Origin of the sequence: Bifidobacterium sp. ESL0728, from assembly GCF_029392015.1 — a bacterium.
GTDB lineage: Bacteria > Actinomycetota > Actinomycetes > Actinomycetales > Bifidobacteriaceae > Bifidobacterium.
Genome location: NZ_CP113925.1, coordinates 335,855 through 362,510, shown reverse-complemented (window position 1 = coordinate 362,510; position 26,656 = coordinate 335,855). Strand labels below are relative to the sequence as shown.

16 protein-coding genes and 2 pseudogenes are annotated in these 26,656 nt (G+C 55.9%); 6 read left to right on the top strand and 12 right to left on the bottom strand.

All coding sequences use genetic code 11. The features are described from left to right. Positions 1-18: 18 nt before the first annotated feature. The 6 genes from OZX67_RS01125 to topA form a co-directional block, all read right to left on the bottom strand. The gene (locus OZX67_RS01125; protein ID WP_277143359.1) at positions 19-291 is read right to left on the bottom strand and encodes a DUF4160 domain-containing protein; all 273 of its coding nucleotides are present in this window, start codon (positions 289-291) and stop codon (positions 19-21) included. Then, positions 284-664: a hypothetical protein gene (locus OZX67_RS01120; protein ID WP_277143357.1), complete on the bottom strand. Its 381-nt coding sequence runs from the start codon at positions 662-664 to the stop codon at positions 284-286. The genes OZX67_RS01125 and OZX67_RS01120 overlap by 8 nt, the downstream gene beginning before the upstream one ends. 41 nt (positions 665-705) lie before the next feature. After that, positions 706-975: a DUF4160 domain-containing protein gene (locus tag OZX67_RS01115; protein WP_277143355.1), complete on the bottom strand. Its 270-nt coding sequence runs from the start codon at positions 973-975 to the stop codon at positions 706-708. Next, positions 968-1,201: a hypothetical protein gene (locus tag OZX67_RS01110; protein WP_277143353.1), complete on the bottom strand. Its 234-nt coding sequence runs from the start codon at positions 1,199-1,201 to the stop codon at positions 968-970. Before OZX67_RS01110 ends, OZX67_RS01115 begins: the two co-directional genes overlap by 8 nt. 549 nt (positions 1,202-1,750) lie before the next feature. After that, positions 1,751-2,449 (bottom strand): hypothetical protein, encoded by a 699-nt coding sequence (locus OZX67_RS01105; RefSeq protein ID WP_277143351.1) that lies wholly within the window; start codon positions 2,447-2,449, stop codon positions 1,751-1,753. Between the two features lie 158 nt (positions 2,450-2,607). Next, on the bottom strand, positions 2,608-5,631 hold the full coding sequence (topA, locus tag OZX67_RS01100; RefSeq protein WP_277143349.1) for a type I DNA topoisomerase: 3,024 nt from the start codon (positions 5,629-5,631) through the stop codon (positions 2,608-2,610). A 426-nt stretch (positions 5,632-6,057) separates the two neighbouring features. On the opposite strand from topA, the gene OZX67_RS01095 reads away from it, so the two are divergent. From OZX67_RS01095 to OZX67_RS01080, 4 genes are all read left to right on the top strand, one after another. Continuing rightward, a complete protein-coding gene (locus OZX67_RS01095) occupies positions 6,058-8,739 on the top strand; it encodes a BspA family leucine-rich repeat surface protein (protein WP_277143347.1) in 2,682 nt (893 codons plus the stop codon). Positions 8,740-9,824: 1,085 nt separating this feature from the next. Then, positions 9,825-11,333 carry an MATE family efflux transporter gene (locus tag OZX67_RS01090; RefSeq protein ID WP_348519607.1) on the top strand — a complete coding sequence of 503 codons (1,509 nt, stop codon included), beginning with the start codon at positions 9,825-9,827 and terminating at the stop codon, positions 11,331-11,333. A gap of 323 nt (positions 11,334-11,656) precedes the next feature. Next, positions 11,657-12,196 carry a MarR family winged helix-turn-helix transcriptional regulator gene (locus tag OZX67_RS01085; protein WP_277143345.1) on the top strand — a complete coding sequence of 180 codons (540 nt, stop codon included), beginning with the start codon at positions 11,657-11,659 and terminating at the stop codon, positions 12,194-12,196. A gap of 190 nt (positions 12,197-12,386) precedes the next feature. After that, positions 12,387-13,808, top strand: a complete 1,422-nt coding sequence (locus tag OZX67_RS01080; protein WP_277143343.1) for an MFS transporter — start codon at positions 12,387-12,389, stop codon at positions 13,806-13,808. 391 nt (positions 13,809-14,199) lie between these two features. On the opposite strand, the gene OZX67_RS01075 is transcribed toward OZX67_RS01080, so the two are convergent. Next, positions 14,200-14,757, bottom strand: coding sequence for a type 1 glutamine amidotransferase domain-containing protein (locus tag OZX67_RS01075; protein WP_277143341.1), 558 nt, complete (start codon positions 14,755-14,757; stop codon positions 14,200-14,202). A gap of 129 nt (positions 14,758-14,886) precedes the next feature. Continuing rightward, on the bottom strand, positions 14,887-17,400 hold the full coding sequence (locus tag OZX67_RS01070) for a DUF6541 family protein (protein ID WP_277144812.1): 2,514 nt from the start codon (positions 17,398-17,400) through the stop codon (positions 14,887-14,889). A gap of 357 nt (positions 17,401-17,757) precedes the next feature. On the opposite strand from OZX67_RS01070, the gene OZX67_RS01065 reads away from it, so the two are divergent. Then, positions 17,758-19,194 (top strand): FtsX-like permease family protein, encoded by a 1,437-nt coding sequence (locus OZX67_RS01065; RefSeq protein WP_277143339.1) that lies wholly within the window; start codon positions 17,758-17,760, stop codon positions 19,192-19,194. Next, positions 19,191-20,528: an ATP-binding cassette domain-containing protein gene (locus OZX67_RS01060; RefSeq protein WP_277143337.1), complete on the top strand. Its 1,338-nt coding sequence runs from the start codon at positions 19,191-19,193 to the stop codon at positions 20,526-20,528. The genes OZX67_RS01065 and OZX67_RS01060 overlap by 4 nt, the downstream gene beginning before the upstream one ends. Before the next feature lie 174 nt (positions 20,529-20,702). Here the strand turns inward: OZX67_RS01060 and OZX67_RS01055 are convergent. The 4 genes and pseudogenes from OZX67_RS01055 to OZX67_RS01040 form a co-directional block, all read right to left on the bottom strand. Then, a pseudogene (locus OZX67_RS01055) lies at positions 20,703-21,230 on the bottom strand (HD domain-containing protein); the annotation flags it as partial. A 351-nt stretch (positions 21,231-21,581) separates the two neighbouring features. Next, positions 21,582-21,761: pseudogene (locus OZX67_RS01050) on the bottom strand (phosphohydrolase); the annotation flags it as partial. A 169-nt stretch (positions 21,762-21,930) separates the two neighbouring features. After that, the gene (locus OZX67_RS01045; protein ID WP_277143335.1) at positions 21,931-23,475 is read right to left on the bottom strand and encodes an alpha-L-arabinofuranosidase C-terminal domain-containing protein; all 1,545 of its coding nucleotides are present in this window, start codon (positions 23,473-23,475) and stop codon (positions 21,931-21,933) included. Between the two features lie 144 nt (positions 23,476-23,619). Next, positions 23,620-26,427 carry a KUP/HAK/KT family potassium transporter gene (locus OZX67_RS01040; RefSeq protein WP_277143333.1) on the bottom strand — a complete coding sequence of 936 codons (2,808 nt, stop codon included), beginning with the start codon at positions 26,425-26,427 and terminating at the stop codon, positions 23,620-23,622. Between the last annotated feature and the right edge of the window lie 229 nt (positions 26,428-26,656).

Sequence of the window (26,656 nt, the reverse complement as noted above, 5' to 3'; positions counted from 1 at the left end):
CCAGCACTGATCAATACACTATTTATCGAAATGGTAATCGCTGCCAAATTGGTATGACCAACGATCAACGATTTTCTTGTAACGCTCCTCGACTGCATCCTGAATCTTCAAAATCTCATAGTCGGAAAGCCCGCCCCGATTATGTGCCAGAGAAGCATGACCGTCTTTGGTCAGGATAAATTTGCCAAGGTCGCGTTTCCGTCCCTTCCCGACATGAACGTGAACACCATGATGCATATCTTGCGAGCTGAAAAATACCGAATAACCCATCACACGAAACAGTTCAGTCATGGCCGTACTTCCGATCTATCGACCGGGCACGCTCAATCATCTTGTAATTCTGCCGGAAATATCGATGAACAAAATCCAAGCTATCTTTCGGAAATGTCGACGAAATGACATTCCCTTCATTATCGAGCACCGCCTTCCTGCCATACCCGATTTCCGTAATGGTCACTGTATCCGCGTTATATCCCAGCCGAATACCATCTTCCTCAAGGAAGTCATCGCACTGCATATTCCACCTCCTTTCCTCCTGCAATACCGCCAATTGTAGCGGAAATGCGGGAGGAGGCGAGATGGCGCGGACGCGGTTCGGCTGGCTTCGAATCCTTTTATTCCTGAATCCTTGTTTGTTGCCGTTCAATGATGAAAGACCAGACATATTGTGCTCCTCTTACTGTTATGGAATCTTCGCTGATTCCCTCACCGGTCGAAATGATGTTCGCCGAATGTTCTGTCCCAAGCGGCGACAATAAAAACGTATCGTCGGGCCAAATCATTTCGTATTTTCTTCAGCACTTTCGGAGGCACATTTCCCCTGTTGTGCAGCAATACAACATCGCCGTCCTTGGCGAGTGCGAATTTCGCGATATCCCTGTTTCGCCCCTGTGAAACATGCACGTGCACTCCATGACCGCCATCATGGTCATTGAACGATACTTCATAACCTTTAATGATAAATTTTTCAGTCATCGCCAAGCTCCCGATCATCTTCGCGGGAGCCCTGCACCAAGTCATAATTCAGCTTGTAATAATTCAGCAGAAACGGCATGAAATCTTCCGGAAAATTCGACGAAAGCAAGTTGCCCTTGTTGTCGAACACCGCTTTACGGCCGTAATCCACTTCCGTAATCGTCACAGTATCCTCGGTATACCCCAGACGCACGCCGTCCATCTCAAAGAGATCATCGCACTCCATATTGCACCTCCTTTCCTCCTGCAATACCGCCAATTGTAGCGGAAATGCGGGAGGACGCGAGATGGCGCGAGTATGAGAAGGCCGAACAGGAACCCTGATGTTTGCAGGCTTGCGTTTGCCGCGATCTGCGATTGAGCGAGCCGACATATTCCGCTCCTTTCGCTTGCGTGAAATCTCCATTGATTCCATCGAAGCACAAAAGGCAAAATTACCGGGACAAAAACGGTTACTGTGGTCGAATGATAGGGGTTATCCACATTTGAGGCGTGTCGCGGCCCGCATCCGCCAGTTGTCCACAAAAGCCAATAATGCCAGCGTTTTATCCACAAACAGGACCGGAACCGTCTTACAACAAAGATGCATCCCGGTCCCGGTCGCTCCAATCAGCTGAGTTTCACGGCATTCCGTAAAAGCGAATAATGAGACTGCGAAGCTACCGGGAATTCTCCCTGCTCCCCCAAGCGCAGCGTGGCACCTTCCAAAATCCTGTCTCCGCGAGGCATACATGCATGTCTTGGCCGCCATAATAGTCATGGCAATCCATCGAACTTACAAAAACAGACTGTGATCCAACTTATGGCAACGCCCTTGAACCAACGGGAATTTCGGGCATACGCCAATCGTTAACGTCATGCCTTCGGCAGTGATGTCCATGGTCGCCAAACGGAAAACAAAACCAGACCCCTCTTTTCTACGAACAGATACAAAAGTGGAAAGTGGCAGGTGCCTGCCTTTAACGCAGACTGCAGAAAGTTTGGAAAAATCCCCGTCATTGGCTCTCCGCAATTTGGCCACCGCGGCGGGGTCGGTCTCTGGATTGCTGAAGTCTCCGCCATACCAATACAGCCCATTGACCTGATACAATTTCGCAATATCGTTAGAAGGGTACATACGTTGCCCTGGCTTCAACAACATCATCGACGCCATACCGACGGCGGCAAGCACGCAAACAACCGCCTGCAGCCAAGTATAAAGCCAACCTGCCATACCGCAGAACACCCGAAACCGATCCACGGCAGCAACCGTGCACCCGGTAGTCTTCATTTCGTGCAAACCGTTCCACGCCAACCACGCGAAATATACGACCGCCACGGCAAGGCAGGCTATGCCTAGCCAACCGGTATATTGCTTGAACGTTTGAGGCTTCAGAACCTTATCGGGAAGAGGCGCACAATCTCTTTCCATATTCGCATTCGCGCCGCTGCCGACCTTTTCGCAATCAACAAGGCTCATTGAAGATTCACCCATGATATTCCTCATCAATTCCCGATAGTCAATAACCCGCTATTCATATTTTCCAGTCCGACGCATACAACGCGAGAAATCAGCGCGGAATTGCTGCCCTAACCCAATATCTCTCCGTCGCAAGGTGTAAAACCTCCAATGCTCCGGTTCGGCCATCTCGTCTACTTCTTAGCAGTTGTCTTGCGCGTTGTGGTCTTCTTGGCACTGCTCGTCTTGCGTGTTGCGGTCTTGCGGGTCGTGGACTTCGTTGACTTGCGAGTGGCCGTCTTGCGCGTAGTCGTCTTACGACGGCCGCGACGCTTGGTGGGGCCGGCGGCGCGCTTTTCGGCAAGCAGCTGGAAGGCTGTGGCCGGATCGATGGACTCCGGGGTATACTGCTTGGGAAGTGTGCGGTTGGTCTCGCCGTCGGTGATATAGGCGCCGTAGAAACCATCTTTGATGGTCACGTTCTTGCCGTTCTCCGGGTCCGCACCGAGGTCGCGCAGCGGCGGCTTGGCCGCTCCCCTGCCCCTGCCGCGGCCGTACTTCGGCTGGGCGAACAACGCCTTGGCCTTCTCCAGATCGACCGTGAAAATCTCATCCTCGCTGCCGAGTGAGCGCGTCTCGGACTTGCCGTCCGCACTTTTCTTGGTGAGGTAGGGGCCGTAACGTCCATTGCTCGCGGTGACGACAGCCTCGCTTGTTTCGCCGGTTTTGGCATCGGTCTCGTCGTATTTGCCGACTTCGCGCGGCAGGCTCAGCAGCTTCAACGCATCGTCAAGCGTGACCGTATCGGGGCTCATCGTCTTGAACAGCGATGCCATCTTGGGCTTGGGCACCGTGGATTTGGCGGATTTCTTCGCACGCGTCTTGGTGGTTTTGGCCGGCTTTGCAGAAGTCTTGCCACCCTTGCTATCCGTGCTCTCAGTAGAGTCGGCGGCGGCCGCAGCCTTCGCCGCAGCGGCCTTGGCCTCGCGCTCGGCCTTCATCTCCGCCTCGGCTTCGGGAGAAATCAAGGCAACATACGGCCCGAACCGTCCGCTGCGAACCTCTACCGTGCCACCGGTCGCCGGGTCTTTGCCCAGTACACGCGGCCCACCGGCATTGTTCTTGATGAGCTCATGGCCGGCCTCGACACTCAGCTCGTCAGGAGCCATCGTCTCGGGAATCGAGGCGTGCTTGGGGTTGCCTTCGGCATCCAGATTCTTCGTATCCTCAAGGTAGGGGCCATAGCGACCGACGCGCACCTGCAGCCCATCGCCGATCTCGATGGTGTTAATGGCGCGCGCGTCGATGTCGCCGAGCTGCGCGACCTGCTGCTGCAGGCCCTCATGCGCCTCGTCCTGTGATTTCGCCGCGTCCTTGCCATCGCCGAAGTAGAAGCGGGTAAGCCATTCCTTGCTGGTTTCCTTGCCTTGCGCGATCTTATCAAGCCCGTTTTCCATATCGGCGGTGAACTGGTAGTCCACATACTTCGGGAAGTTGGTTTCAAGTAGTTTGGTTACGGCGAAGGCGAGCCAGGACGGAATCAGCGCCCGTCCGCGTTCGTAAACATAGCCGCGGTCGATAATCGTGGAAATAATGCTGGCATAGGTCGACGGACGGCCGATTTCCTTGGCTTCGAGCGTCTTGACCAGCGAAGCCTCGGTATAGCGGGCAGGGGGCTGGGTTTCGTGGCCGTCGGCCGTGACCGACGTGGCGTTGAGCATTTCGCCGGTTTTCATCGGCGGCAGCGCTTCGTTGTCCTCGGACTTGGCGGCTTTGGCGGTTGCTTTGCCGTCCTCTGCCTTCGCCGCTGCAGATGAACCGGCCGAAGACCCTGAAGAACGACGCGGCCAGCCGGAAGCCTTCAGGAATCCCGGGAATTCGATGACAGTGCCAGAGGCCTGGAAAATGGCTTCTCCACGCTCCCCGGCAGGCGCAGAAAGCCGCACGGTGGCGGTGAAGCCGGTGGCATCGGCCATCTGCGAAGCCAGCGTACGCTGCCAAATCAGGGTATAGAGCTTGAGCTGATCCGGCGGCACCTTGGTGGCCAGTTCAGACGGGTCATGGAACTTCGAACCGGCAGGACGGATGCATTCGTGCGCTTCCTGTGCGCCTGCGGTCTTGGTGGCGTACTGCTTGGGCTTGTCAGAAAGATATTCCTTGCCAAAATGCTTGGTGACAGACTCGCGAGCCGCTTCGATGGCCTCGTGCGAAAGTGTCACCGAATCGGTACGCATGTAAGTGATAAAGCCGTTTTCGTAGAGGCCCTGGGCGGCACGCATGGTCTGGCGCGAGCTCATCGAAAGCCGGTTGCCGGCGGCCTGCTGCATGGTCGAAGTGGTGAACGGAGGCACCGGACGACGGTGGTACGGCTTGGATTCCATGGAGACCACGGTGAACGGCGCATGTTCCAGCGCCTGCGCTATCGCCTTGGTCTGGGCTTCATCAAGCTGGCAGACGTTGTCTTTCTGAGCGGCGGCGGTCAATGCGCCGGTGGAAGTGAAGTCTCGGGAATTGGCCAGACGAGAGCCCCCCAGCGAGACCATACGAGATTCGAAATCGACGTTCTCACCCTGTGCGTCGGGCGCGGAAAGCTCGGCGATGACATCCCAATACGGCGAGCGCACGAACGCCATGCGTTCCCGTTCGCGCTCGACGATCAGACGCGTGGCCACGGACTGCACACGGCCCGCCGAAAGCCCCGGGCCGACCTTGCGCCAAAGCACCGGCGAAAGCTCATAACCATACAGCCTGTCGAGCACACGCCGAGTCTCCTGTGCGTCGACCATGTTGGCGTCAACGTCGCGCGTCTTGCCGACGGCGGCTTTGATGGCGGACGGGGTGATCTCGTGGAAGACCATGCGGTGCACCGGCACCTTGGGCTTGAGCGTCTGCACCAAGTGCCACGCGATGGCCTCGCCTTCGCGATCCTCATCAGTCGCGAGGTAAAGCTCGCTGGCATCCTTTAACGCACTTTTGAGCTGTGCGACGGTTTTCTTTTTCTCGGGCCCAACAATGTAATACGGCTCGAAGCCGTCATCGACGTCAACTCCGAAGCGTCCGAATTTCGCCTTCTTGGAAGCGGGCACCTGGCTGGGCTGCGCGAGGTCGCGGATATGGCCGACGGAGGCCATGACCGTGTAGTCCTTGCCGAGGTAGCCACCGATCTTCTTCGCTTTGGTCGGAGACTCCACGATGACAAGTTTCTTACCAGTCGCCATAACCGCTCCTTCACGTCTTGAGGTTACGTTCGTCATATTACTTACCACTCACCCACAGCATACAGCGAAACATCAGTGTAGCGCGTGGCGCAACATAATAATAAGGACTACCATACCTCACCGAACATTCGCGCCGCTGCGCCAAACAATGGCGCCCTCAGGCAATATCACGAGGCCGCCGATCCACGACTCACCCGATTCCAACCCAACCTTCGCACCACGGTTTCGGCTTTCTCACCCTTTCGGACCATTCGCCTCCTAAAGACGAACGATAAAAAATAATGGACGAAATAATATTTACTGTTAGTTAAATTGTACATTTATTCGTCTAATAGGCGTATTACTCTACTCTTTAAAGGTTAGTAATACAGCATTTGAATCATTACTGCCGTATTCCTTATCTATTGAAAAATTGAAGGGAACAACATGCGCAAGGACATAAAGACTGCGCTTGGCTTCGCCGTAGCTGCTGCGATGCTGATGGCACCGGTACTAGCCAACGCCGATGACTCTGACGGGACGCAACCGCAAAAGGACGAGATATCACAGGCAGCAATGCCAGCACAAACGAATCAGAATCAAAAGCTTCCGACACAAACGGCAGCGACGCCAGGCCAAAAAACACAGAAGCCACAATCACAAAATCAAAGCACCGCAAAGAAATCAACCTCAACAATAGCGAGCGCTTCTACTGCATCGAAACCGGCAACAACATCAGCCAAGCCGGCGCCGAGCGTCGGCCCACAGAACGAATCCCCCTGCAGCGACAGTGGCGCGACACAAGGCAATCTGGCAGGCGGCAGCTGGGAGCTTTCAACAGCGAGCGGAACCTGCACCCTCACCATCAACGCCGAATCCGGCCAAGAGGTGCAGATACCCAACGACTTCTTCAGGAACATGTACACTACCGGCCATTCCATGTACACGGACGTTGACTTTGCCGGCAAGACGCAGCTGCCCGCAGACAGCAGCAATCTGTTCAACGGCATCCACGGCCTTAAGCACCTGCATCACACCGATAACGTGGACGCGAGCCGTGTCACCAATATGTCTCAGATGTTCAATGACAGCGATTTCGGAGAGCTCGATCTGAGCGGCTGGGACGTCAGCAACGTCACTCAAGCGGACGCATTCAGTAACCTGCACAGCTGCAGGAGTCTGAACCTGGGTGGATGGAAGCTGAATAGCCTTCAATCCACGTCTGGACTGGTAAACGCCGGAGATTCCCTGGAAACATTGATCCTCGACGATATTTCCGCGCCTCAGCTCACCAGTCTCGGGTCTCTGATTACCGATGCGCCCAATCTGAAGACTGTCAACATGCGCAACTTCAGCGCGGCAAGTGCCACAGATATACGGCACCTGTTCGATTCACCGCGTCAGAGCCTTGAGAAAATCGACATGAGCCATGCCACTTTCCCCAATGCCACGAACCTGATGGGCCTGTTTTCCGAAAGGCCCAAGCTCACCACGCTCGATATCAGTTACTTCAGCGCACCGAAGGCCATGGACATGAGCTACCTGTTCGAAAACCTGTATGCCCTGAAGAATCTCAACATCTTCAAACTCGACACCAAGAATGTCACGAACATGTCGCACATGTTTGACAATTGCACCAGCCTGACCAGCGTTGATCTGAGCAGTTGGGACACCGAATCGGTCCAAGAGATGAGCGCAATGTTCCGCCAATGCCAGCATGTGGCCTCCATCGATTTGAGCAATTGGGACACCAGAAACGTGACTATGATGGATAGGCTGTTCACCGGCGACGACAAGCTCGCCGTCGTCGACCTCAGCACGTTCACCACCACCAACAACACCTATATGAACAATCTGTTCGAAGGCGACACCGCCATCAAGCAGATATCCATCGGTCCCCACACCCAACTGAGTGGCTGGCAACCTGCACTGTTCGCTTCGTTCAACGAACCGTACACGGGCAAGTGGGTGAAGGTCTATCAGCCAGGTAGCCCTTTGACCGCCGAAAAGGCGGCCCAGACCTATGACTGGAGCGATATCCAAAACGAAAGCACAACCAATACCGCCCAAGCCGCCGGGACATACGTCTGGCAGGAAAATCGCACGCTGACACTCCAGCCCGGAACGCCGCTGCCAGCCGGTACCCATATCGGCGACACGGCTGCCAAGCAATACCAACTCATCGGAGGCCATGCCACAAGTATTCATATCGACGGCCAGTCTGCTCCGCAGGATGCCAGCACCTTGACCATGACTCTGCCGGATAGCCCGTACAAGCTTCTGGATGCCGACGAATCCAACGCCAAGGGCTACACGTTCAAGTGGAACACCGCGGCAGACGGCAGTGGCACCGCGTACGATGCGGCGGACGTTTTCGATCTCGCCAACGGCAATGTCACGCTCTACGCAACATGGAAAGTTACGCCGAAGCCGCAGCCAAAACCACAGCCAAGCAAGCCTGCAAAGCCGGCAAAAAAGCCAAACAAGCCCACGCAAAAACCGAGCAAACCGGTGCAAAAGCCAAGCAAGCCCACGCAAAAACCGAGTAAACCGGTGCAAAAGCCAAGCAAGCCCGCTTCTCCCTCAGCAACAGCTGCCCACTCTCAGACTCGTCCAGAAAACAAGCCAAACAAGCCGTATAACCACAAGGCCCATGCAGCATCGAGCAAGACGGGCGTTATGGTCATCACTCCGTCCGTATCTGGCCCAGGTGCCCCTGCAGCTCAAGCTCATTCTCCGGCTCAAACGACCGGTTCCGCACGCCGCACAACCGCGACTTCGAACCCTCGTGGCATTTTCGGTCTGACAGTGGCCGGCCCGCAATTGCAGATGCCCAATGATCGGTCACTCGGCAATGGCAACAACGCCTCGAAGAACGCAAGTCCGAAGAAGAGAATACCGGAGGGTTGCGAGCCAATCGCATACCTTCAAGGTTCCGCCTCCCCGGTCATTTACAGGTGCGACACACAAGATACAGCCGCCTCGAGCGCCGTGGCCCAGTCCGACTCGACGGGAGCCGTAGCGATCTGGCTGTATGTTCTGTTGATTGCGATTGCCATTGGCGCGATGGTCTATACCTACGAACGCAGAAACAGCATGACGATTAGTTCGCAACACCGTGCCTACTAATCAAGGAGCCATCAATAGCGCTATAACTTAATAATCCTCAAAAGAGGCCGTGCATCATCTACTGGCGTGTGGCCTCTTTTGATATCTTTTCTGCACTTTGAACCCCGCGCATTTTCATGGTTTCATCAACACAAGCGGAATATGGTTTCTAACTATAGTTCACCCACAGCAGAAAATATTTGATAGCGGCAAGGACCGAAACCGATTGCGAAACGAATACGCGTCAGATCGCCTTTCACAATGAATAGAAGGCCACGCTCGGATCACGACCCGACAAAAAGGCCAGCATCCGTTGGCCTCGGATTTGGAAATCAGCAAAATAAAATACTTCTTCGACAATGGCAGCTTCTATCTCGCTGCGGGAAGGCCGGTAAGAAACCAGCGCATGGATTTTGCTTGTCGTGACGAGATTTAATATATCGACATCGAACGGTAGAACATAACGAATCAAGCGGCATTTATCGACGGTTAAATACTTTATTTATCCGTCCAATGTGTACATTAATGTCTTTTCTTGGGGGAGAAAATACGTCATTTATATATTTATTGCCGTATTTCTTACTTACTCCAAATTAAGGGGAAGAGGATGCGCATGGACATGAAAACTGCGCTCGGCACCGCCGTAGTTGTGACGATGCCGCTGATGCCAAAGCTCATCAACGCCAATAACATCGGCGAAGGCTGAAACCGCAACAGAATCAGGCTTCGAGGGTTCCACATCCCCATCAACCATCAGTATGGCATCCAAGACCATATCAAACGCCGCCGTGCCATCAAGAACGGCATGGCGGCTTCGGTCCGGTCCTCTAATTTGCCGATTGCATTGTTGCCCGCACAATGGCCTACCACCATGGGCACAGACAAGCAAGACCTGTCGGATCGCAATGGATGGCACAACAAATAAAGGAGCCGCCAATAGCCCATAACTCAATAATCCGAGAGGAGGGGCCTTGCAACGTCTGCCGTTGCAAGGCCCCTCTTTTATGCTGCCAAAGAGAACTGAAGAAATACTGGCGCTCCATCTTTGGCATCGTTACAATAGCTATCGAAACGCTTAAAACCTAAGAATTCAGAAAATCAGCATAGTGACCAAAACGCCAGTGACAAATGGAAACGATCGAACCGACCCGCTTGACGGGACCGAGCAAGCAGCAGACAAGACGACCACCGAAAACCGGACTAAAGGCAACGCAACGACTTACTGGCAATCGGCTGACAACTCACAAGCGTTCGAACAATCCGCAGACACCACACAAACCTACGACCGAGCCGAACGCAAGCGTATCAACCGGCAGATACTCGCGCTGGCGATTCCCACCTTTGGCCAGCTGATCGCCGATCCGCTTTTCGTGCTCATCGACACGGCCATTGTCGGGCACATCGGTGACACCGCGCTGGCCGGGCTTTCCATCGGTTCCACCGTGCTGCTCACCGTCGCCGGGCTCTGCAACTTCCTCGCCTACGGCACCACCTCGCGCGTGGGGCAACTGATGGGAGCCGGACGCAAACACGAAGGACTGGAGACCGGGGTCGATGGGCTTTGGCTGGCGCTCATCATCGGCGTTGTTATTTCGGCGGCGTTTTTCGTTGGAGCCCGACCGTTGTGTTCGTTGATGGGGGCGCGCGACGAGGTGCTCGACAACGCGACCATTTACTTGCAGGCCGTCATTTTCGGACTTCCGGGAATGCTGCTGGTCTACGCAGCCAACGGCATCTTCCGCGGGCTCAAGAAAGTGCGCATCACGCTTGTTGCCGCGGTTCTGGGCGCGGCACTCAATACCGCACTTGACTTCCTTTTCGTTTTCGGGCTTGGCCTCGGCATCATGGGCTCCGGGCTTGCCACGCTGATCGCGCAATGGTTTATGGGCATTTACTTGGTCATTCCTTCGTTGAAGTGGTCGCACGAGGCCGGCGCTTCGCTTGCTCCGCGGATTTCGGGCATCACTGCCACGGCAGCTGACGGGTTGCCGCTGTTCATCCGCACACTCGCCCTGCGCATCTGCCTGGTGGCCACCGTCGTGCTCGCCACGCACATGGGCACGCAGGTGCTCGCCGCCTATCAGGCCGTCAATTCCAGCTGGAACTTCGTGCTGAACATCCTCGATGCCATCGGCATTTCCGGTCAGGCGCTGGTCGCCACGGAAATCGGAGCGAAACGTTACGGCCGTGCCCGCGAGATGACACGTATTTCCGCGAAAGCCGGACTTTACGGCGGTATCGGCATCGGTATTGCACTTATCGCACTCGGTTTCGCCGCCGCTCCCCTGTTCAGCCCAAACACAGCCATCCAGCACCTCATCGTCATCGGTATGATTGTCGTCGCGCTCTTCCTGCCGCTTGCGGGATGGATGTGGGCGCTTGATGGCATCCTCATCGGCGCCGGCGACTACAAATACCTCGCCGTCACCTGCTCGATCGTCACCATTATTTATCTGCCGCTGGTCCTCGTGCTCAACTTCATCGACGGCGCCTACAATCCCAGCGCCACCGTCCGCATGGTCCTGCTCTGGGCCGTCTTCAACATCGTCTTCATCGGCGGCCGATCGATTTTCAACGGCCTTCGCGCCCGCGGCGACAAGTGGTTGAAGAAGTAGAAATCCGAAAACAGCGTGCATACCAATCAGAAACGAAGGAATATGCTTAAATCGCCATCGAAACCATGGCGAAGGAATTTAAGCACATTTTTGAGCGCAGAACATGCTTAAAATGCTGGCGAAACCGTATCGTAGGAATTCAAGCGCATTCTGAGACGAAAAATATGCTTAAATTCCTATTTGACACAATCCGGCGAACATGCCGACACCAGCAGTCCATATCAAATGTCCTGACCCTCGATATTATTTGTTAGTTAGCTAACGAATTAATTTTTGTCGGGCCGGCCACGCGCCGGCTCGATTGTCGAGAAGGCAAGAAGAATATGACCGATACGCCGGATGGGCGGCCGGAGAACTACGGGCGCCTGCTGCAACAGTCCTCGAGCGCGATGTCACAGCAGCTCGGGCGGTTCGCGGCACGCTACGGGCTCACCGAGGTGCAGATGTCCGTCATCAACTTCATGAGCTCGCAACCTGGCGGCGAAGTGGCGCAGCATGCCATCGAAGAGGAGTTCCATATCCAACGCTCCACCGTCACCGTGACCCTGCAACGCATGGAAGCCCGCGGCCTGCTTACGCGAGAACAAGCTGCCGATGACGCTCGATGCAAGAAAGTGAAACTCACCCCACGCGCCAGGCAAAGCGTCGAGGCCATCCATGGCTATATCGACAACGAGCAGCGCGAGTTCGAGCGTCGTTTCTCCTCCACGCAGATCGCCGACTTCAAGGAGATGCTGGCGTTCTTCGCCCGCGCCCGCGACGACGAACCAATATCACCGACGGCACAGACCGGAGCCTCATCGTCCGCCGCAACTTTCAAACGCGATGACGACCCAGGGATCGAACAGCAACCGCCGCGATAATCGAATCTTAATTGCCAACGGCAGCTTCGATAACCGAAACTTTGTGATTCCTCCCCAGCTTCGGCAGCAACCGGAAACGGGCTGGGAACCGCATTGAAGTATCAAGACACTTATGCACAACGCCTCAATGCTCCAAACTGAAATCAACATCAACTATTTGCAAACAAAAAATAAAGGAACCATACAACCAATGACCTCGCAAACAGCAACAAAAACCACGGCTGCTACGCAATCGCAGCCGCCATCCGAGAAAATCCCGGGCAAAGTCTTCGGCGCCATCATCGCGGCCGGCCTGCTCTCACTGAGCGGCGTGACCGTGGAAACCGCCATGAACGTCACCTTCCCGACGCTGATGAAGGAATTCAGTATCAGCACCGAAACCGTGCAGTGGGTGACGACGGCCAACCTGCTCACCATCGCCATCGTCGTGCCGCTAAGCGCGATGCTCAAAGCGCGTTTCCGCACCAAGTCGCTCTTCATCGTGGCCAATCTTTCGTTCCTGGCTGGCCTCATCATTGAGATTTTCACGCCGAACTTCCCATTGCTCGTGACCGGCCGCGTCATTCAGGGCATCGGCGCCGGCATCGCACTGCCGCTGATGTTCAACATCATTCTGGAAACCGTTCCGCCACAGCGCATCGGCCTGATGATGGGCTTCGGCACACTGCTCACCGCCATCGCCCCGGCCATCGGCCCCACCTTCGGCGGTGTCGTTGTCTCGTACACGAGCTGGCGTGTCATCTTCGCCTGTCTGCTGCCCGTCGTGCTCATTTCGCTGATCCTCGGCATCGCGTGCATCCAGCAGAAGAGCAAGATCCGCGACGTCAACTTCGACATCCTGAGCATCGCCCTTATCGCCATCACGTTCGCCGGCCTCATCTTTGGCTTCAGCTCCATGACCACCAAGCCGATTTTGAGCATCCAGGTCGCCGGCACCATCGTCATCGGCATCATCGCGCTCGTTCTGTTCTGCATGCGTCAGCTGAAGATCGAATCCCCGATCATCGACATCCGCACCTTGAAGAACCTCCGCTTCTCCGGCTTTGTCATCGCGTTCTTCCTGCTGCAGGCCATTTCGCTTGGTCTCGCGTTTATCCTGCCGAATTACCTGCAACTCACCGATCACTCCTCGCCGTTGATCGCCGGCCTTACCTTGCTGCCGGGTGCCGCGTTGGGTGCCGTCCTCGCGCTGCTCGGCGGACGTGTCTATGACGCCGTCGGCCCGAAGCCGCCGCTGATCTTCGGCGGAGCCTGCGCCATCATCGCGATGGTCTGCTTCTTCATGTTCGGCCACCATCTTTCCAGCGGCGCCGCGGCCGGATTCTACCTGCTCTACATGCTCGGCATCGGCCTGAGCTCCGGCAACATCATGACCACCGGCCTTTCGCACCTGAACAACCACGAGCAGAGCATGGGCAACGCCATCTTCAACACGGCCCAGCAGTTCGCAGGAGCCGTCGGCACTTCCATCGCCTCCGCAATTCTCGCTGCCGGCCAGGCTGGTGCCACCAACATGGCCACCGGCACGGCTATCGGTGCGACGATGACCTTCGGCGTGCTGTTGGTCGCCCTCGTCATCGAGTTCGTCGATATCCTCCGTTCGCTGTTCTAAAGATGGCAGGCACCGGCCGATAATAACCGGTCAGAATTAATAGCGGCTGTGATGACGTTGCAATATCGTCATCACAGCCGTTTTATATGTTGCTTTACCGCCACAAATAGTAATACAAAGTAAACAGTTGGTCAACGCTACCAACGAAAATACGCAATCCATTAACTTCCGGATCACGGAACGGGTCATTATTCATCACTGCGTTTCCGTGCTATCAAATCGCCAAAACAGCCAATATCAAATGCCGGAATGCCGCCATTCTCATTCCTGAAGACATCTATCCGACAGCACTGAAGCTCGTTGCAGCCAACAAAAAGCTTCAGCCCTGCTTCTTCACAGCAGTCTCACCTCAATTATTCGCATTTCGTATTGCGTGCTGCAAATGGATCGCTTACTCCCCGAGCACTTCCTTGATGGCGCCGACGAACGCATCCAAATCGGCGGGCTTACGGGAAGTGATGAGTTTCCATCCATTGGCATTGTCGACATGAACCTCCTCGTCGACGTATTTGCCGCCAGCGTTCTTGATGTCCGCGGCGATGTAGCGGCAGGCGGTCAGCGTCTTGCCTTTGAGCAGGTCGGAGTTGACCAAAAGCCAGGCGCCGTGGCAGATCGAGGCGACCGGCTTGCCCGCGGCGGCGAAGTCACGAGCAAGCTTTTGCGCCGCCGGGTCGACACGCAGTCGGTCGACGTTGCAGGTGCCACCGGGCACAACAAGCATGTCGAAATCGGAGGCAGAGACCTCGGAATAGACGGCATCCGGCTCCACGACTTCGCCGACATACCGGTCGTGCCGCACGGTTTCGATAGGAGCCAATTCTGCCGCCGCCAACGTCACGGAAGCCCCTGCAGCTCGCAAATCGTGCAACGGTCGCGTCATCTCGGTCTCTTCAATCCCCCAATTGCGTACGATAATCAGTACTTTCGCGTCCTTAACCGATGCGGCCATGGCCTGTCTCCTTTATTGTGACTGTCAAACGGTTTCATTGTATATTTATTGGCATCTTTATCAAAGAGATTCACCCGACAGTACCGCCCACGGATATTCGCCGCTTTGCTCCAAAAATCAATCCAACGCTCAGTCGGATTGCCCGCACTGAATGCTGTAGAGCGCCCAATCCTTGGCATAAGGACCGTAGAAGCCGAAATCGATGACTTTGTGCAAGACACCGGCGCGCACATAGCTGTCGATCAGATCCTGGCGATGGAACACATCGTACTGCTGTCGGAACGTGAACATCTGCAGACTCGGCGCCTGCGGACCCATCGCAAGGAAGTATTTCGGCACGTTGCCCTGAATCGGGCAGGTCGTCGCGGTCAATTTCGCGGGATCGCCGGAAGCAAAGGCCGCTTCGGTCTGTCCGAAGATCGCGCCGTTCCTTTCGTGCATGGGGTTGTAAATCGGATAAAGCATATTCGCATCGAACATCGCCGATCCGTACATGGAACCGTTGAGCGGGTCAGAGATAATCACCGGGCCATTGCCGGCCACCTTGACGGTTTCTTTCAATGCATCATACTTTGCCTTGGTGAGCTGCTCATCCTCGGGTTTGCCTTCCATGATGACGTTGGAAGCGACCATCATCCCCAAATCCTGACGATTCACATTGCCGAACTGGCAGGAAATCGCAAGCGCAGCCAGCACGATCACCGATATGGCCTTCCCACCGTTTCGCGAGCACCAGTCAACGAAAACGGTCCATGCCGAGCGCTGCGAGGCCATCGTATGCAGGCCGGAACCGCGGGGAATCGCAGCGTCGGCACGTCGTTCGGAAGTTGCGATAGAGGCTTCGTCGATATCCCTCAACCAGGAAGTGCCGGGTTTCTTTGAGGCATCCGTAGGTGCCGGAACCGTTGCAATGGTTTCTGACACCGACGAAGCAGCACCCGAGGCCGTGTGCTCATCCGACGATTCCGAGCCAAAACGGGGCTCCCCGTCGACAGTATCGAACAAATAAGCCACCGAGCATGCCGCGAAGACCAGCAACGGTATGATGGCGAACGGAATCATCGTCAGGGGACGGGTTTCGGCACGGTACCAGGCGGCTGCCACAATATTCGGGAACCAGCCTGTCAACGAAGTGGAGCAGACATAGACCAGGCACACCAACGCGAACGCGAGAAGCAGGGATACAGCGTCCTTGGCCATCAGGGGCGTCGGCGTAGCGAACCGAGAAGGCCGAGCATAGCCGGTCGCAGAGTGATGGACGGAATCATGCCGACGGCTTGAGCCGGTATCAGACGCATCTGGCGTAACGGCAGAATCATTATCCCCGCCGTTTTTGGGATCTGTGGCTACTGGCGTTTTTCTCTCGGCAATGGATGCATCAGCCGAAACCCGAACTAAGTCTTCTGCACCCGCCGAAACGTTCCCTGCCTTTTGCCCGCCTGCCCGTCCGTCAAACCTGATAATCACAAGTTTCGATTTGATATAACCGAATATCACCGCAATCGCAACGATCAGCGCGACAATGACCACGACTGCCATGAACCCGCTCACGACGCCGCTGATGTTGTCGGTGAAGAATATTTGCAATGCCTGCGAGACGGTGTGGTTGGGCTTATAGGTATGGAACCAGCTCGACGGATCGAAATAGCGGGACGAATGATAGTGCCCGATCATATAGAAGAAGAACGCAACCGCGCAGACCACGACCGCCGCAAGCAGGCCAAGAATGGCTTTCCAAGGCAGACGCATGAGCATGAACGGCGCCATCAGCAACAGCCAGGTGAAGGCGATGCGCGGGTGGGCGAAGACGCAGAGCACGGCGAGCAGCACCGTCAGAACCAACCAACGCAGGATATGGTACCGGTCGGCAAGCGCGTCGAGCAGGCGCAACGTCACGTAAAGCCAAAACGGCAGAATGCTGGTGGCCAAACCGAACGCGATCAACGGGCCGGAAACCAGCATCTGGAAAGGATGGCTGGCCGACGCGACCGCGAGCAGGGGCACGATCAGCATCATCGCGCACGAGAAAGGACGCCAGTGGGGCGAATGGGAATCGACGATCTCATCCCAATTCCCTTCTTTTTCTTTGGCTTCGGCGAACGCGCTTTTAGAGGGAACCGCCGCTCCCAAGGGTGAGGGCAGATCCTTGAGCCACGGTTTTTCTGACTTTCCCTTGCGTTTCCGGGAACCCAAAGCGACATGAACGGCAGATTCGAGGCCGCGCCATCCTTCGACGAATTTGCCGTCGACCTTGCGCGTGAAATAGCTGGCCCAAAGCGACACACCGGCCGGCCAGACCAGACCGGAAGTCATCAGCCAGACGAGATTGAAGGCCGTATAGATATTGACCTTGATATGCAAAAGGTTGCCAAGCGAAATGATGGCGGCCGCGATGAGATGGAACAACGGTGGATAATAGGCGTCGTTGGGCCACAGCCTGGCCGCGGCCGGGAGCCCCTGACGCAATAGCTTGCGAATAAAGTAGTAGTGCGCGGGTGCGTCGATTTCCTGCAATGGCAGGTTCCACGCGTCCCACGTTTTCGGGAACCATGCCACAACGATGCCGAATGCCGCCAGCACGCCGAGAACCGAACATATAGGCAAAGCGGCATGGCCCAGACGTTGTTTCCATTTCGTATTCATCACCGATAATCCTACCTGTCATATGGCGAATTTATCGGCATTTCCCGTAATACCGTCAAATAATTCCCTCATATCTCCGCCAGAAAATAAAAATTCCCAGAAAACTTTCAACATTTCCTGAGGTTTTGTTCGTCTCATCCAAGCTAAGGCACATATACTTGAACCTGTTGCCTATGCTGCGGCCTAGCATCGAAAAGGTGCAAGCCCAAAACGGCGGGAAACATGTGGTGCCTGTGTGTCATGCTCGGCGAAAAAGTTTTCAACGTGGCAAACCTCAGGCCTGAGCAGCGGGAGAAATAGATGTTCGTGCTAACCAATGCCTTCTCAAAGGTGATACGTCATAAATGGCGCAGCATCATGATGCTCCTTGTCGCCGGAGTCATGATATTCGGCGTTGTCTTTGCAACCGCCGTATCCAGCGCCAGCGACACGGCGCATGGAGACAATTACCAGGCACAGGCACCAATCGCCGTTGTTCGGCCAAATGCCGCAATGGAAAACAAGCTCAAGGGCGACGACGCCACAAGCGTGAAAAAGTACATTACTTTCGACAACTATAGCAACTACGCGATGGTACTGCAGCAAATCGGCGTGCAGCAACCACAATTCTCAATCAGCATCTCCCTGCCGATGCGTCAAACCGACTCGACCAAGGCCATCGCGGGCAAAAGCGACGAAAGCGCCAAGAAAACCGGCGGCGAGACCACACTTTACAGCTATTACGACAAAGACGGCATCTCGATCAATCCATGGGGCGCTTTCAAGATCAGTCAAGGAAAATCCTTGGATTACCAAGCCAAAGACGGCAGGAATGTGCTCGTCTCCCAGGCTTTTGCCCGCAAGAACAACCTGCATGTGGGCAGCACGCTCAAACTCGGCAATCCGATGACAGAAGACACCTATCAGCTGAAGGTGCGCGGCATCTACACCTATACCGATCCCGCACCAACCGGACATGGCAGCGACGCCAAACTGGCCAAGAACAACCGCGACAACGCAATCTACGCCGAACCGTCGGTTCTTACCAAGAACAAACTGCTCAGCGACAATCCCGAGGGATGGCTCAACCCGCGTTTCGACGTCGGTTTCAAGCTCGAAAGCGTCGACCAATACAAGGCCTTCACGCAAGCCCTCAAAGGGATGAAAATGCCGAAAGGCTACGAGGTCAGTTCACCTACGCTCGACCGTTACAACGCCTCACTGAAACCTTTGGATTCATTGAACAACGTCATGGTCAAGGTTCGTATCGGTCTCTACGCGGGCGGCGGAGTTGTCCTGCTGCTGCTCTTGGGGCTCGCCTTGCGTCGCCGTAGCGACGAGATTTCGATGGATATGGTCATCGGCGTCACCCGCCCCCGCATCGGCTGGCAGTTCTCTTTGGAAACGCTGATTCCCACCATTCCGGGACTGCTGATCGGCGGCATCGCCGGGGCGCTATCTGCCAAACCTTTGGGGAAGGCCTTGGCCGGAGGAATCAACACACCTGCCGTATCGGCTTGCTGGATGGCAATGTGGTATTCCATCGCCATCGTCGCGGCGCTGGCCGTCATCGCCTTCTTGAGGGCTATGTTCGCCGGAACGCGACGCATTTTCGATGACCGCCAAGCAGTCGGCAGTGCCGAGCAATCGCCGGTTGCAGGCGCGAGCGAAGAAACCGACGAAAGCACGGTTGACGATGACGCGGAGTCGAAGGCGGGCACGGACGCCGACAGCGACACCAACCAACCAAGCGATAATGACGATAAAACCGACAATCACAACGCGTCCGAAGACGATACGGAGGCTCAAGCATGAGCAAGAACACCGATTCGAAAGACGAAGCCAAAAGCTACGAACCCGATAACACGGGCAACTTGGACGAAAACGCGGAAGGCACCTCGGCGGTCAAGTATGATGTTGTCTTCGATGATGACGATGATGCCCTTGACCTTGGCAGCCTCGCGACCCCCGGACAGGTTTCTGACGACATGGCCAGTGCTGATGGCGATGAACTCCAAGATAGCAAAGCCGAGGATTCGGACGAGCAAAAGGCCGAATCCGATAATGCCAAGAGCGCAGGAGCCAAGAATTCACGGACAGGCACCAGGGCCAAATCTGGAGACAAAACCGAAGAAACAAGAGAACCCGAAGAAGCCGACGAGGAAGAGAACGCTGAAGACAAGGCAAGCCCTGATAGCGCTGCGAGCGCAAATGCCCAACGTGTCAACGAAACCCTCGGGCTGGCCATGGAGGAAGAGGACAAGCTGAGCGCTCACGAAGCGAAATCCCCTGTGATCGAGCCGGCCACCGCCGTCTCGACGCGCCTCGACAAAGAGACCATCGCCGAAGCCGACATTCTGCTGAAGCCGAACCCTACCTTCGCACTCGACCACGTCACCTTCACCAATCGCAAATCCGGACGAAACGTCTTGGACAATATCGACTGGGGATTCTTCGCCGGATCGCTATACGCCATCACCGGCGCCGACGACGAGCAACGTCGTGCCCTGTTGGCGGTGGCTTCGGGCTTCTACCGCCCCGACAGCGGCCAGGTCATGGTGAAAAGCCAGAGCCTGCTGGAGCTCGAGACCAACGAAATTCGCGGCCATCGCATCGGACTGATCACCCAGCGTTACAGCCTGCGTAGCGACCTTGACGCGCTGACAAATCTGACTTTGACCATGCGCGCTTCCGGACGCACGTTCCTGAAACCGATTCCTGTAGTGGCACGTGACGTGCTCAAATATGTCGATTTCGATGAAGCGGCCACGGGAGTAAAGACCGCCGACCTCAAACCGGTGAATCAGCGCCGCCTGGCCATCGCACGAGCCATCTGCTGCGAGGCCACGGTCATCCTCGCCGACGACCCGCTGGGTGGACTTGATAGCGACGACCGCACCGTCATCCTCGACCTGCTTGCGCGCATCGCCCACGCCAGGGATCCAAAACGTTGCGTAATCGTTTTGGTTCCGGATTTTGAAAGCTCCTACGCCAAGGGCGACCGCAGTGCCGACGGCACGGCAAGTGCCCATGATGATGGCGGAAACAGCACGAAAACCAAGGCCGACACTGCCACGAACAGGAATTCGGACGAGTACAGCAGCAAAACGGACTATGAGGCCAAAGCCGATAAAGTCTACTCGTTCTGAGCCAAACCGTTAGTGACGCCTTCCCGCTCACATGTACTTGATTCTATAAGTGCGACGAAAAGCACGGTTACGCATGCTTTTCGTCGCACTTTATTCATTGCTGCGACCAAAAGCACGAAATCAGACTATTTTTCGTGCTTTTGGTCGCAGCAGCATCGAACTCCGGAAGGCCGACTACTCATCCAGTTTCATGTCGAACTTCTTGGCGAGGGCAGGAATGTCAGGAACGCCGTATTTCTTGACGAGGTCGAGCCACTGGCGCTCGTTGTCGGAGCCGAAGCGCCGTGCCTTGCGCGCGTAGGCCCCAGCGGTGAGGAAGCGCGGCGGAATGGACTTGCTGTTGTATTTGTCGGCCACCATCACCACCTCCTGTTCGAGGTTCATCGGCACGTAGTCGGCCGGCGGAAGCGGCAGGCCCTGCGCTACGACCTGTTCACGGGTCAGCCCTACTCCGGTATGGTTACGCGCGAATTGCGCGATGGACTCGTCAACGCCCTGCGAAAGCAGCCAGTCGTAGCCGCGCAGACCGTGCAGGATGTAGTTCGGACCGTCGAATTGCAGCTTCTCGCCGTCCGAGCCATCGTGTTTCAGCACGAGATAGGTGCCAATGTCGTGAAGCATTGCCCCCACCACCGCGAGGTTCTCGTCGAGCAAACGCGGCGGAACCATGCCTCCGGTCACGCCGTCGGTCGGCGGAACCGTTGCGTTAATACCGGCTAAAATGTTGAAATTGCTATGTTTCTGAGCCAACACGGCAGGTGTGGCAGGGCTATCAGAAGCAGGTTTCGCACGATCCGAATCCGCGGTATCGGAAGTACCGTCTGCCTTGCTACCAGTACGGCCGGCACCACGGCTTCGCCTGGACTCTTCGTTCCCGCTATCATCGCAATTCACGGAACCACAGGCACTACGGCTTCCTCGGAACCCTTCGTTTTTAGCAGGACCAACAGCAGCGGCATCACCGCCACCCACACCAACAGCGGAAGCGTTCGCTCTCTGCGTTTCGCGGCAGGGAACCGAAACGGTATCCCCAGATCTCCCCGTAAGTTCAGGCGCGTCTTTGGGCAACGTGCAGCGCCGCACAAACAGTGCGTTCTGCCGACGTACGAGCTGCCGGGTTATCGTCGCAATAATGACGCAATGGGTATGGATAAGGTCATAGGCGGCCTGCGATGGCGCGATCTTATGATGCAGCTCATCCGCCTGGGCAAGTGTAGGAATATAACCGGTCATGACCTCTATTGTAGGGAGGTTTGGATACCTTCACCTCGCACAACGTACATGACACAACAAGTTAAACCGAGCCCCAAACCGTCGAACCTCGGCAAACACCATAGAAACAAGATTGGTCATCCGCTTGGAACAAAAGCGAATGACCAATTCGATATCGTTACTTTGTCCGTCACTTCAAGTGAATCGCCGTCCACGAAACCGGTGGCAACGTAAGCTTCACCGTTCCCGATTGCGGGTCAAATGCAACGGTTGCGTTGGCTTTCGGGGTAACGCGGTTCTGATTATCCAGCGTATTCTTCGCGTTGATGTCATCGTCGTTCAAGGTCTGCGCCTCGACACGCAGCCCGGATCTACCACGCACATCCTCGGGAAGCCTCACTTCGAATTCGGCGGGCGTATCAAGGGAACGATTGACCGCGAAAACCGAGACCGTGCCATCACCGCCGCGTACCGCCACCGCGTTGACGCCATCAACATTCCCGTACTTTGGGGTGGAAACTTGAGAGGAGTCAAGCTTCGGCTCGAGCACCGTGCCACCCTTGGCAAGCCTGGCGGTAATCGCGAAGGGATAGAACGTTGTCTGCCTCCAGGCCGGGCCACCGGGTTCTGTCATAATCGGCGCGATGACATTGACCAGCTGGGCCAAACTCGCAGCATGAACACGGTCGACGTTTTTCAAAAGAGTAATCATCAAATCGCCGAAGACCACCGCATCAGCCACGGAATAGACGTCCTCCAACAGCCGTGGGGCGACCGGCCAATTGCCGATACCCTCAGGGTTCTTGCTCGCTTCGGCGTCCTGATACCAGACGTTCCATTCGTCGAAGGAAATGAATACATCGTGCTTGCTCTTGAGCCTCGCCTTGGTGGCATCGATGGCGGCGGCCACATCCTTGATGAAGCCGTCCATATCGACGCCGGAAGCCAAAAAGCTGGCCATGTCGCCGTCGTGAGGCTGATAGTAGGCGTGGCAGGAAACGAAATCCACCAGATCATAGGTCTTTGAAAGCACCGTCTCCTCCCACGTGCCGAACGTGGGCATATTATGCGCCGAGGAACCACAGACCACCAATTCGACGTCAGGATCCATCTGCCTCATTCCACGTGCCACCGATGCGGCCAACGTGCCGTAGTCCTCGGCCGACTTGTGGCCGAGCTGCCACGGCCCGTCCATCTCGTTGCCCAGGCACCACATGCGGATGTCGAACGTCTTGTCGGCGCCATTAGCGCGACGTTCTTCGGAGAGTTTCGTTCCGCCAGGGATGTTGGCATATTCCAGCAAATCCATCGCGTCCTCAAGACCGCGGGTGCCGAGGTTTACCGCCTCCATCAGCTCATTACCACCGACCTTGTCGAGCCACTTGGCCATCTCATGCAGGCCGAACTGGTTGGTTTCGGTGGAGTGCCACGCCATGTCGAGACGGCGCGGACGATCGTTCTTTGGGCCTACGCCATCTTCCCAGCGATAGCCGGAAACGAAATTCCCGCCTGGGTAACGGATGGTGGTTGCCCCCAGCTCACGCACTAAATCGATGACATCTTGCCTGAAGCCGTTCGCGTCAGCAGTGGGATGGCCCGGTTCATAAATGCCTGTATACACGCATCGACCAAGATGTTCGACAAACGAACCGAACAGCCGGTCATTGACCTTGCCCACTTTGAAATCATCGTCGACAATCAACTCTGCTGAATTGGTGGATGACACCTGAGTCATATCACTCCTTTGATATATAGGCTGGAATGCCATAAATGCCATGTTAGCGAGAACATTCGAAATAGAACAGTCATTACCCGCCTACCCGTGTCGCGAAGAATTCATCGGTCATCATGAAGAATCGGAACATCGCTAAATAGCCTGTCAGTCTTTCTTCGTCTTGGCTGGATCACGCTTATCCGTAGACGCTGCACCAGAAGGATCCGAGGAACCATTGGAAATATTGGCGGAAGCAGCTGTCTTACGCCGGGTGGAGGTGTGGAAAGCAACGCGCTTCAGGCGCGGGGGACGGCGGGTGGAGAGGAAGAGCGGCTGCACTTCGACCACCGGGTTATAGGGAGCCAGGCCGAACCACTTGACCGGCGAACCGGCCATATGGCGGATGGCGTACTTCATCTTAAGGCTCAACGCCTCACGACCGGTAATCTTAGACTCCGGCATCAGGGCCTTATGAACCAGCACGTAACGCACAGTACCGATATCGGGGTCGGCGTCAACCTTCGGATAAACCGACTTCTGCTCAGGCAATTCCCCGGACGATGACAAATCGTGCATGATCTGATGGATATAAGCAGGAATCGATTGGGAGACCTTGAAACCGAGCCTGATCCGCACGCGGAAGATATAGTCCGTGTCGAAGTTCTCCACCGAATACTCGCGCGTGAATGGCTCGTCCGTGGTCACCACGGAAACCGCCCACCAGGCGCGCGCACGCTTGGGATGGTCGGCGAAGATCGAGAAGAAGATGTCGGTATCAAGCCGGCGCAACTCGGAATCGGAAGTGAGATAAACGATGTTGTCCGCGAAATATGGGATACGGAAATCATCATGCAATTTCGCGAGCGCGGGCTTGAAATCACGCGGCTTCATATGCCGACGCTGCGAACGTTCGATCTTGGTTCCGTCGTTCCACGTGATCATGATCAGCAAGATCACCGCGGTCAGGAGCATCGTGAACCAACCGCCGCGCAGGAACTTCGACATCGAGGAGATGAAGAACAGCGAGTCGGTGGTGACGAACAACGCGAAGAAGAACACCGCGCCCACGCGATGGTGATGGTGCCAGACATATGTGGTCAAAAGAATCGTCGTGGCCAGCATGGTGATGGTCAATGCCAGGCCGTATGCGGCGGAAATATGCTCGGAATCCTTGAAAATGGCCAGCACCGTAAGAGTTGCTATACACAGCACGACGTTGACGGTCGGGATATAGAGCTGGCCACGGGTACGCGAGGGGTAGCGCACCTGAAGATGCGGCATCCAGTTGAGGCCAGTGGCCTCCGAGACCATCGTGAACGCGCCGGTGATCAAAGCCTGCGAAGCGATCACACCAGCCGCCACGGAGAGGATTACGCCGACGTAACGCACGTTCGGGCTCATCATCTGGAAGAACGGATTGACGGTCGCATTTGCCCCCGCCAGCGACTTGTCGCCGCGGTTGCCCAGCATCCACGCGCCCTGCCCGAAGTAGTTGAGCACGAGCGCGACGTTGATGAAGGGCCAGGTGAAGTAGATGTTGCCACGCCCGACGTGACCCATATCGGAATACAGCGCCTCGGCGCCCGTGGTCGAAAGGAAGACCGTGCCCATCAGCGAAATGCCGGCGACGTTGTGCGAGCTGAAGAGGAATTCGACACCGTAGACCGGGTTGATGGCCTCGAAAATGCTCCAGTCGCCGCTCAGGTTGACGATGCCGACCAGCGCGAGGAACGCGAACCAGACCAGCACCACCGAGCCGAAGACCTTGCCGATGCTCTCAGTGCCACGCGCCTGGACGGAGAAAAGCACGACGATGATGACGATGGTGATCATTAGCGTCAAACTCGTGTTCTCTTCGAACGCGTGGGTGAACGCAGGGATGGTTTTGAGACCTTCCACTGCCGAGGAGATCGAGACGGCCGGAGTCAAGACGGAATCAGCCAGAAACGCCGCACCGCCGATCATCGCGGGCACGACCAGCCATTTGCCGTAATGACGTACCAGCGAGAAGAGCGCGAAAATGCCGCCCTCGCCCTTGTTGTCCGCGTGCATGGCGACCAGCACGTATTTGACGGTGGTAATCAGCAGCAAGGTCCAGAAAATCAGCGAAAGCATACCCAGCACCGCGGGCCGATCGATCTTCGCCAGTCCGCCCTGCCCGGCCAGGAACGTCTGGACAGTGTAGAGCGGCGAAGTGCCGATGTCGCCGTAGACCACGCCGAGGGTGACAATGGCCATCGCAAGCGTCACTTTGTCGGGGCTGGCCTGCACCTTGCGCCACCAGCGGCCAATCGGGCTGCGGGAGGTCTTTCTCAGTTTCTTGGCTTCCTTGCGCTCTTCCTTGACGTGCTTGGCGATCTCCTCGCGCTCCTCTCGGGTCAAGGTATCGCGCGACACCTTAGGCGCATTGGTAAAGGTGTCGGCACGCAACAGGGCCTTCTTTTCAGCCGCTGCAGCCCGTTGCTCGGCAGTCAACGCCTTCTTTTCGGCGCTGGCCACTTTCTTTTCCGCAGTCTTCGCCTTCCGTTCCACGTTGACGACTTTCTTTTCCGCGTTCGCCGCCTTCTTTTGGGCATGGACGACGGTTTTCTTCACCTTGGTTGGAGCCTTGTGAGTTCGCAAAGACGTTTCTGCAACGTTTTTCACCGCCTTCGCCTTGGCTTCGACTTTGCCCGCGGCCCTGGCTGTGGCCTCGTGCGCATGCGAAGAAGTTTTCGCAGCATGGCCTACAGCCTTGGCTTTGGCGGCCACACCCAACGGGGTCTTGACCCGCTTCGTCTTGCCTGCCTTGCCGGCATCAGCGGTGTGCTTGGTTCCAACGTTATCGGTCTTATTGGCTGCCTTAGAAGCTTCACCGGCATTTTCGGCCGTTTGCGTGTCTTCAAAACGCGTACGAGCCTCTTGATTTTGCTGATTTTGCTTTTGCTGACGATTTTGAGGTTCACTTGACCCATGATGTTGCGATTGCGCCATGATTTGCCCTCCAGAAACGGAAACCTTTATGCGCTTGTCTTCTTCTCAAGCCCGGCTATCGGGCGCTCTCGTTTACAAACCAACGGGCAAGTGTAGCCATCAATTAGTGAAAACCAAAATCGAAATTGAATGTCAAGATGTAATTATGATTATTACTAGATAATCGTCCGGAAAATCAGCAGAAAACGTGTTGCCTCACACCGTTTTGAGGCAAAATACGACAATCCTA

Bases quoted from the DNA above. Each gene is read 5' to 3' on its own strand.
- OZX67_RS01075 (WP_277143341.1), bottom strand. From the start codon at position 14,757: ATGGCCGCATCGGTTAAGGACGCGAAAGTACTGATTATCGTACGCAAT.
- OZX67_RS01070 (WP_277144812.1), bottom strand. From the start codon at position 17,400: ATGAATACGAAATGGAAACAACGTCTGGGCCATGCCGCTTTGCCTATA.
- OZX67_RS01065 (WP_277143339.1), top strand. From the start codon at position 17,758: ATGATGCTCCTTGTCGCCGGAGTCATGATATTCGGCGTTGTCTTTGCA.
- OZX67_RS01085 (WP_277143345.1), top strand. From the start codon at position 11,657: ATGACCGATACGCCGGATGGGCGGCCGGAGAACTACGGGCGCCTGCTG.
- OZX67_RS01040 (WP_277143333.1), bottom strand. From the start codon at position 26,427: ATGGCGCAATCGCAACATCATGGGTCAAGTGAACCTCAAAATCGTCAG.
- OZX67_RS01095 (WP_277143347.1), top strand. From the start codon at position 6,058: ATGCGCAAGGACATAAAGACTGCGCTTGGCTTCGCCGTAGCTGCTGCG.
- topA (WP_277143349.1), bottom strand. From the start codon at position 5,631: ATGGCGACTGGTAAGAAACTTGTCATCGTGGAGTCTCCGACCAAAGCG.
- OZX67_RS01105 (WP_277143351.1), bottom strand. From the start codon at position 2,449: ATGGGTGAATCTTCAATGAGCCTTGTTGATTGCGAAAAGGTCGGCAGC.
- OZX67_RS01045 (WP_277143335.1), bottom strand. From the start codon at position 23,475: ATGACTCAGGTGTCATCCACCAATTCAGCAGAGTTGATTGTCGACGAT.
- OZX67_RS01125 (WP_277143359.1), bottom strand. From the start codon at position 291: ATGACTGAACTGTTTCGTGTGATGGGTTATTCGGTATTTTTCAGCTCG.
- OZX67_RS01080 (WP_277143343.1), top strand. From the start codon at position 12,387: ATGACCTCGCAAACAGCAACAAAAACCACGGCTGCTACGCAATCGCAG.
- OZX67_RS01120 (WP_277143357.1), bottom strand. From the start codon at position 664: ATGTCTGGTCTTTCATCATTGAACGGCAACAAACAAGGATTCAGGAAT.
- OZX67_RS01060 (WP_277143337.1), top strand. From the start codon at position 19,191: ATGAGCAAGAACACCGATTCGAAAGACGAAGCCAAAAGCTACGAACCC.
- OZX67_RS01115 (WP_277143355.1), bottom strand. From the start codon at position 975: ATGACTGAAAAATTTATCATTAAAGGTTATGAAGTATCGTTCAATGAC.
- OZX67_RS01110 (WP_277143353.1), bottom strand. From the start codon at position 1,201: ATGGAGTGCGATGATCTCTTTGAGATGGACGGCGTGCGTCTGGGGTAT.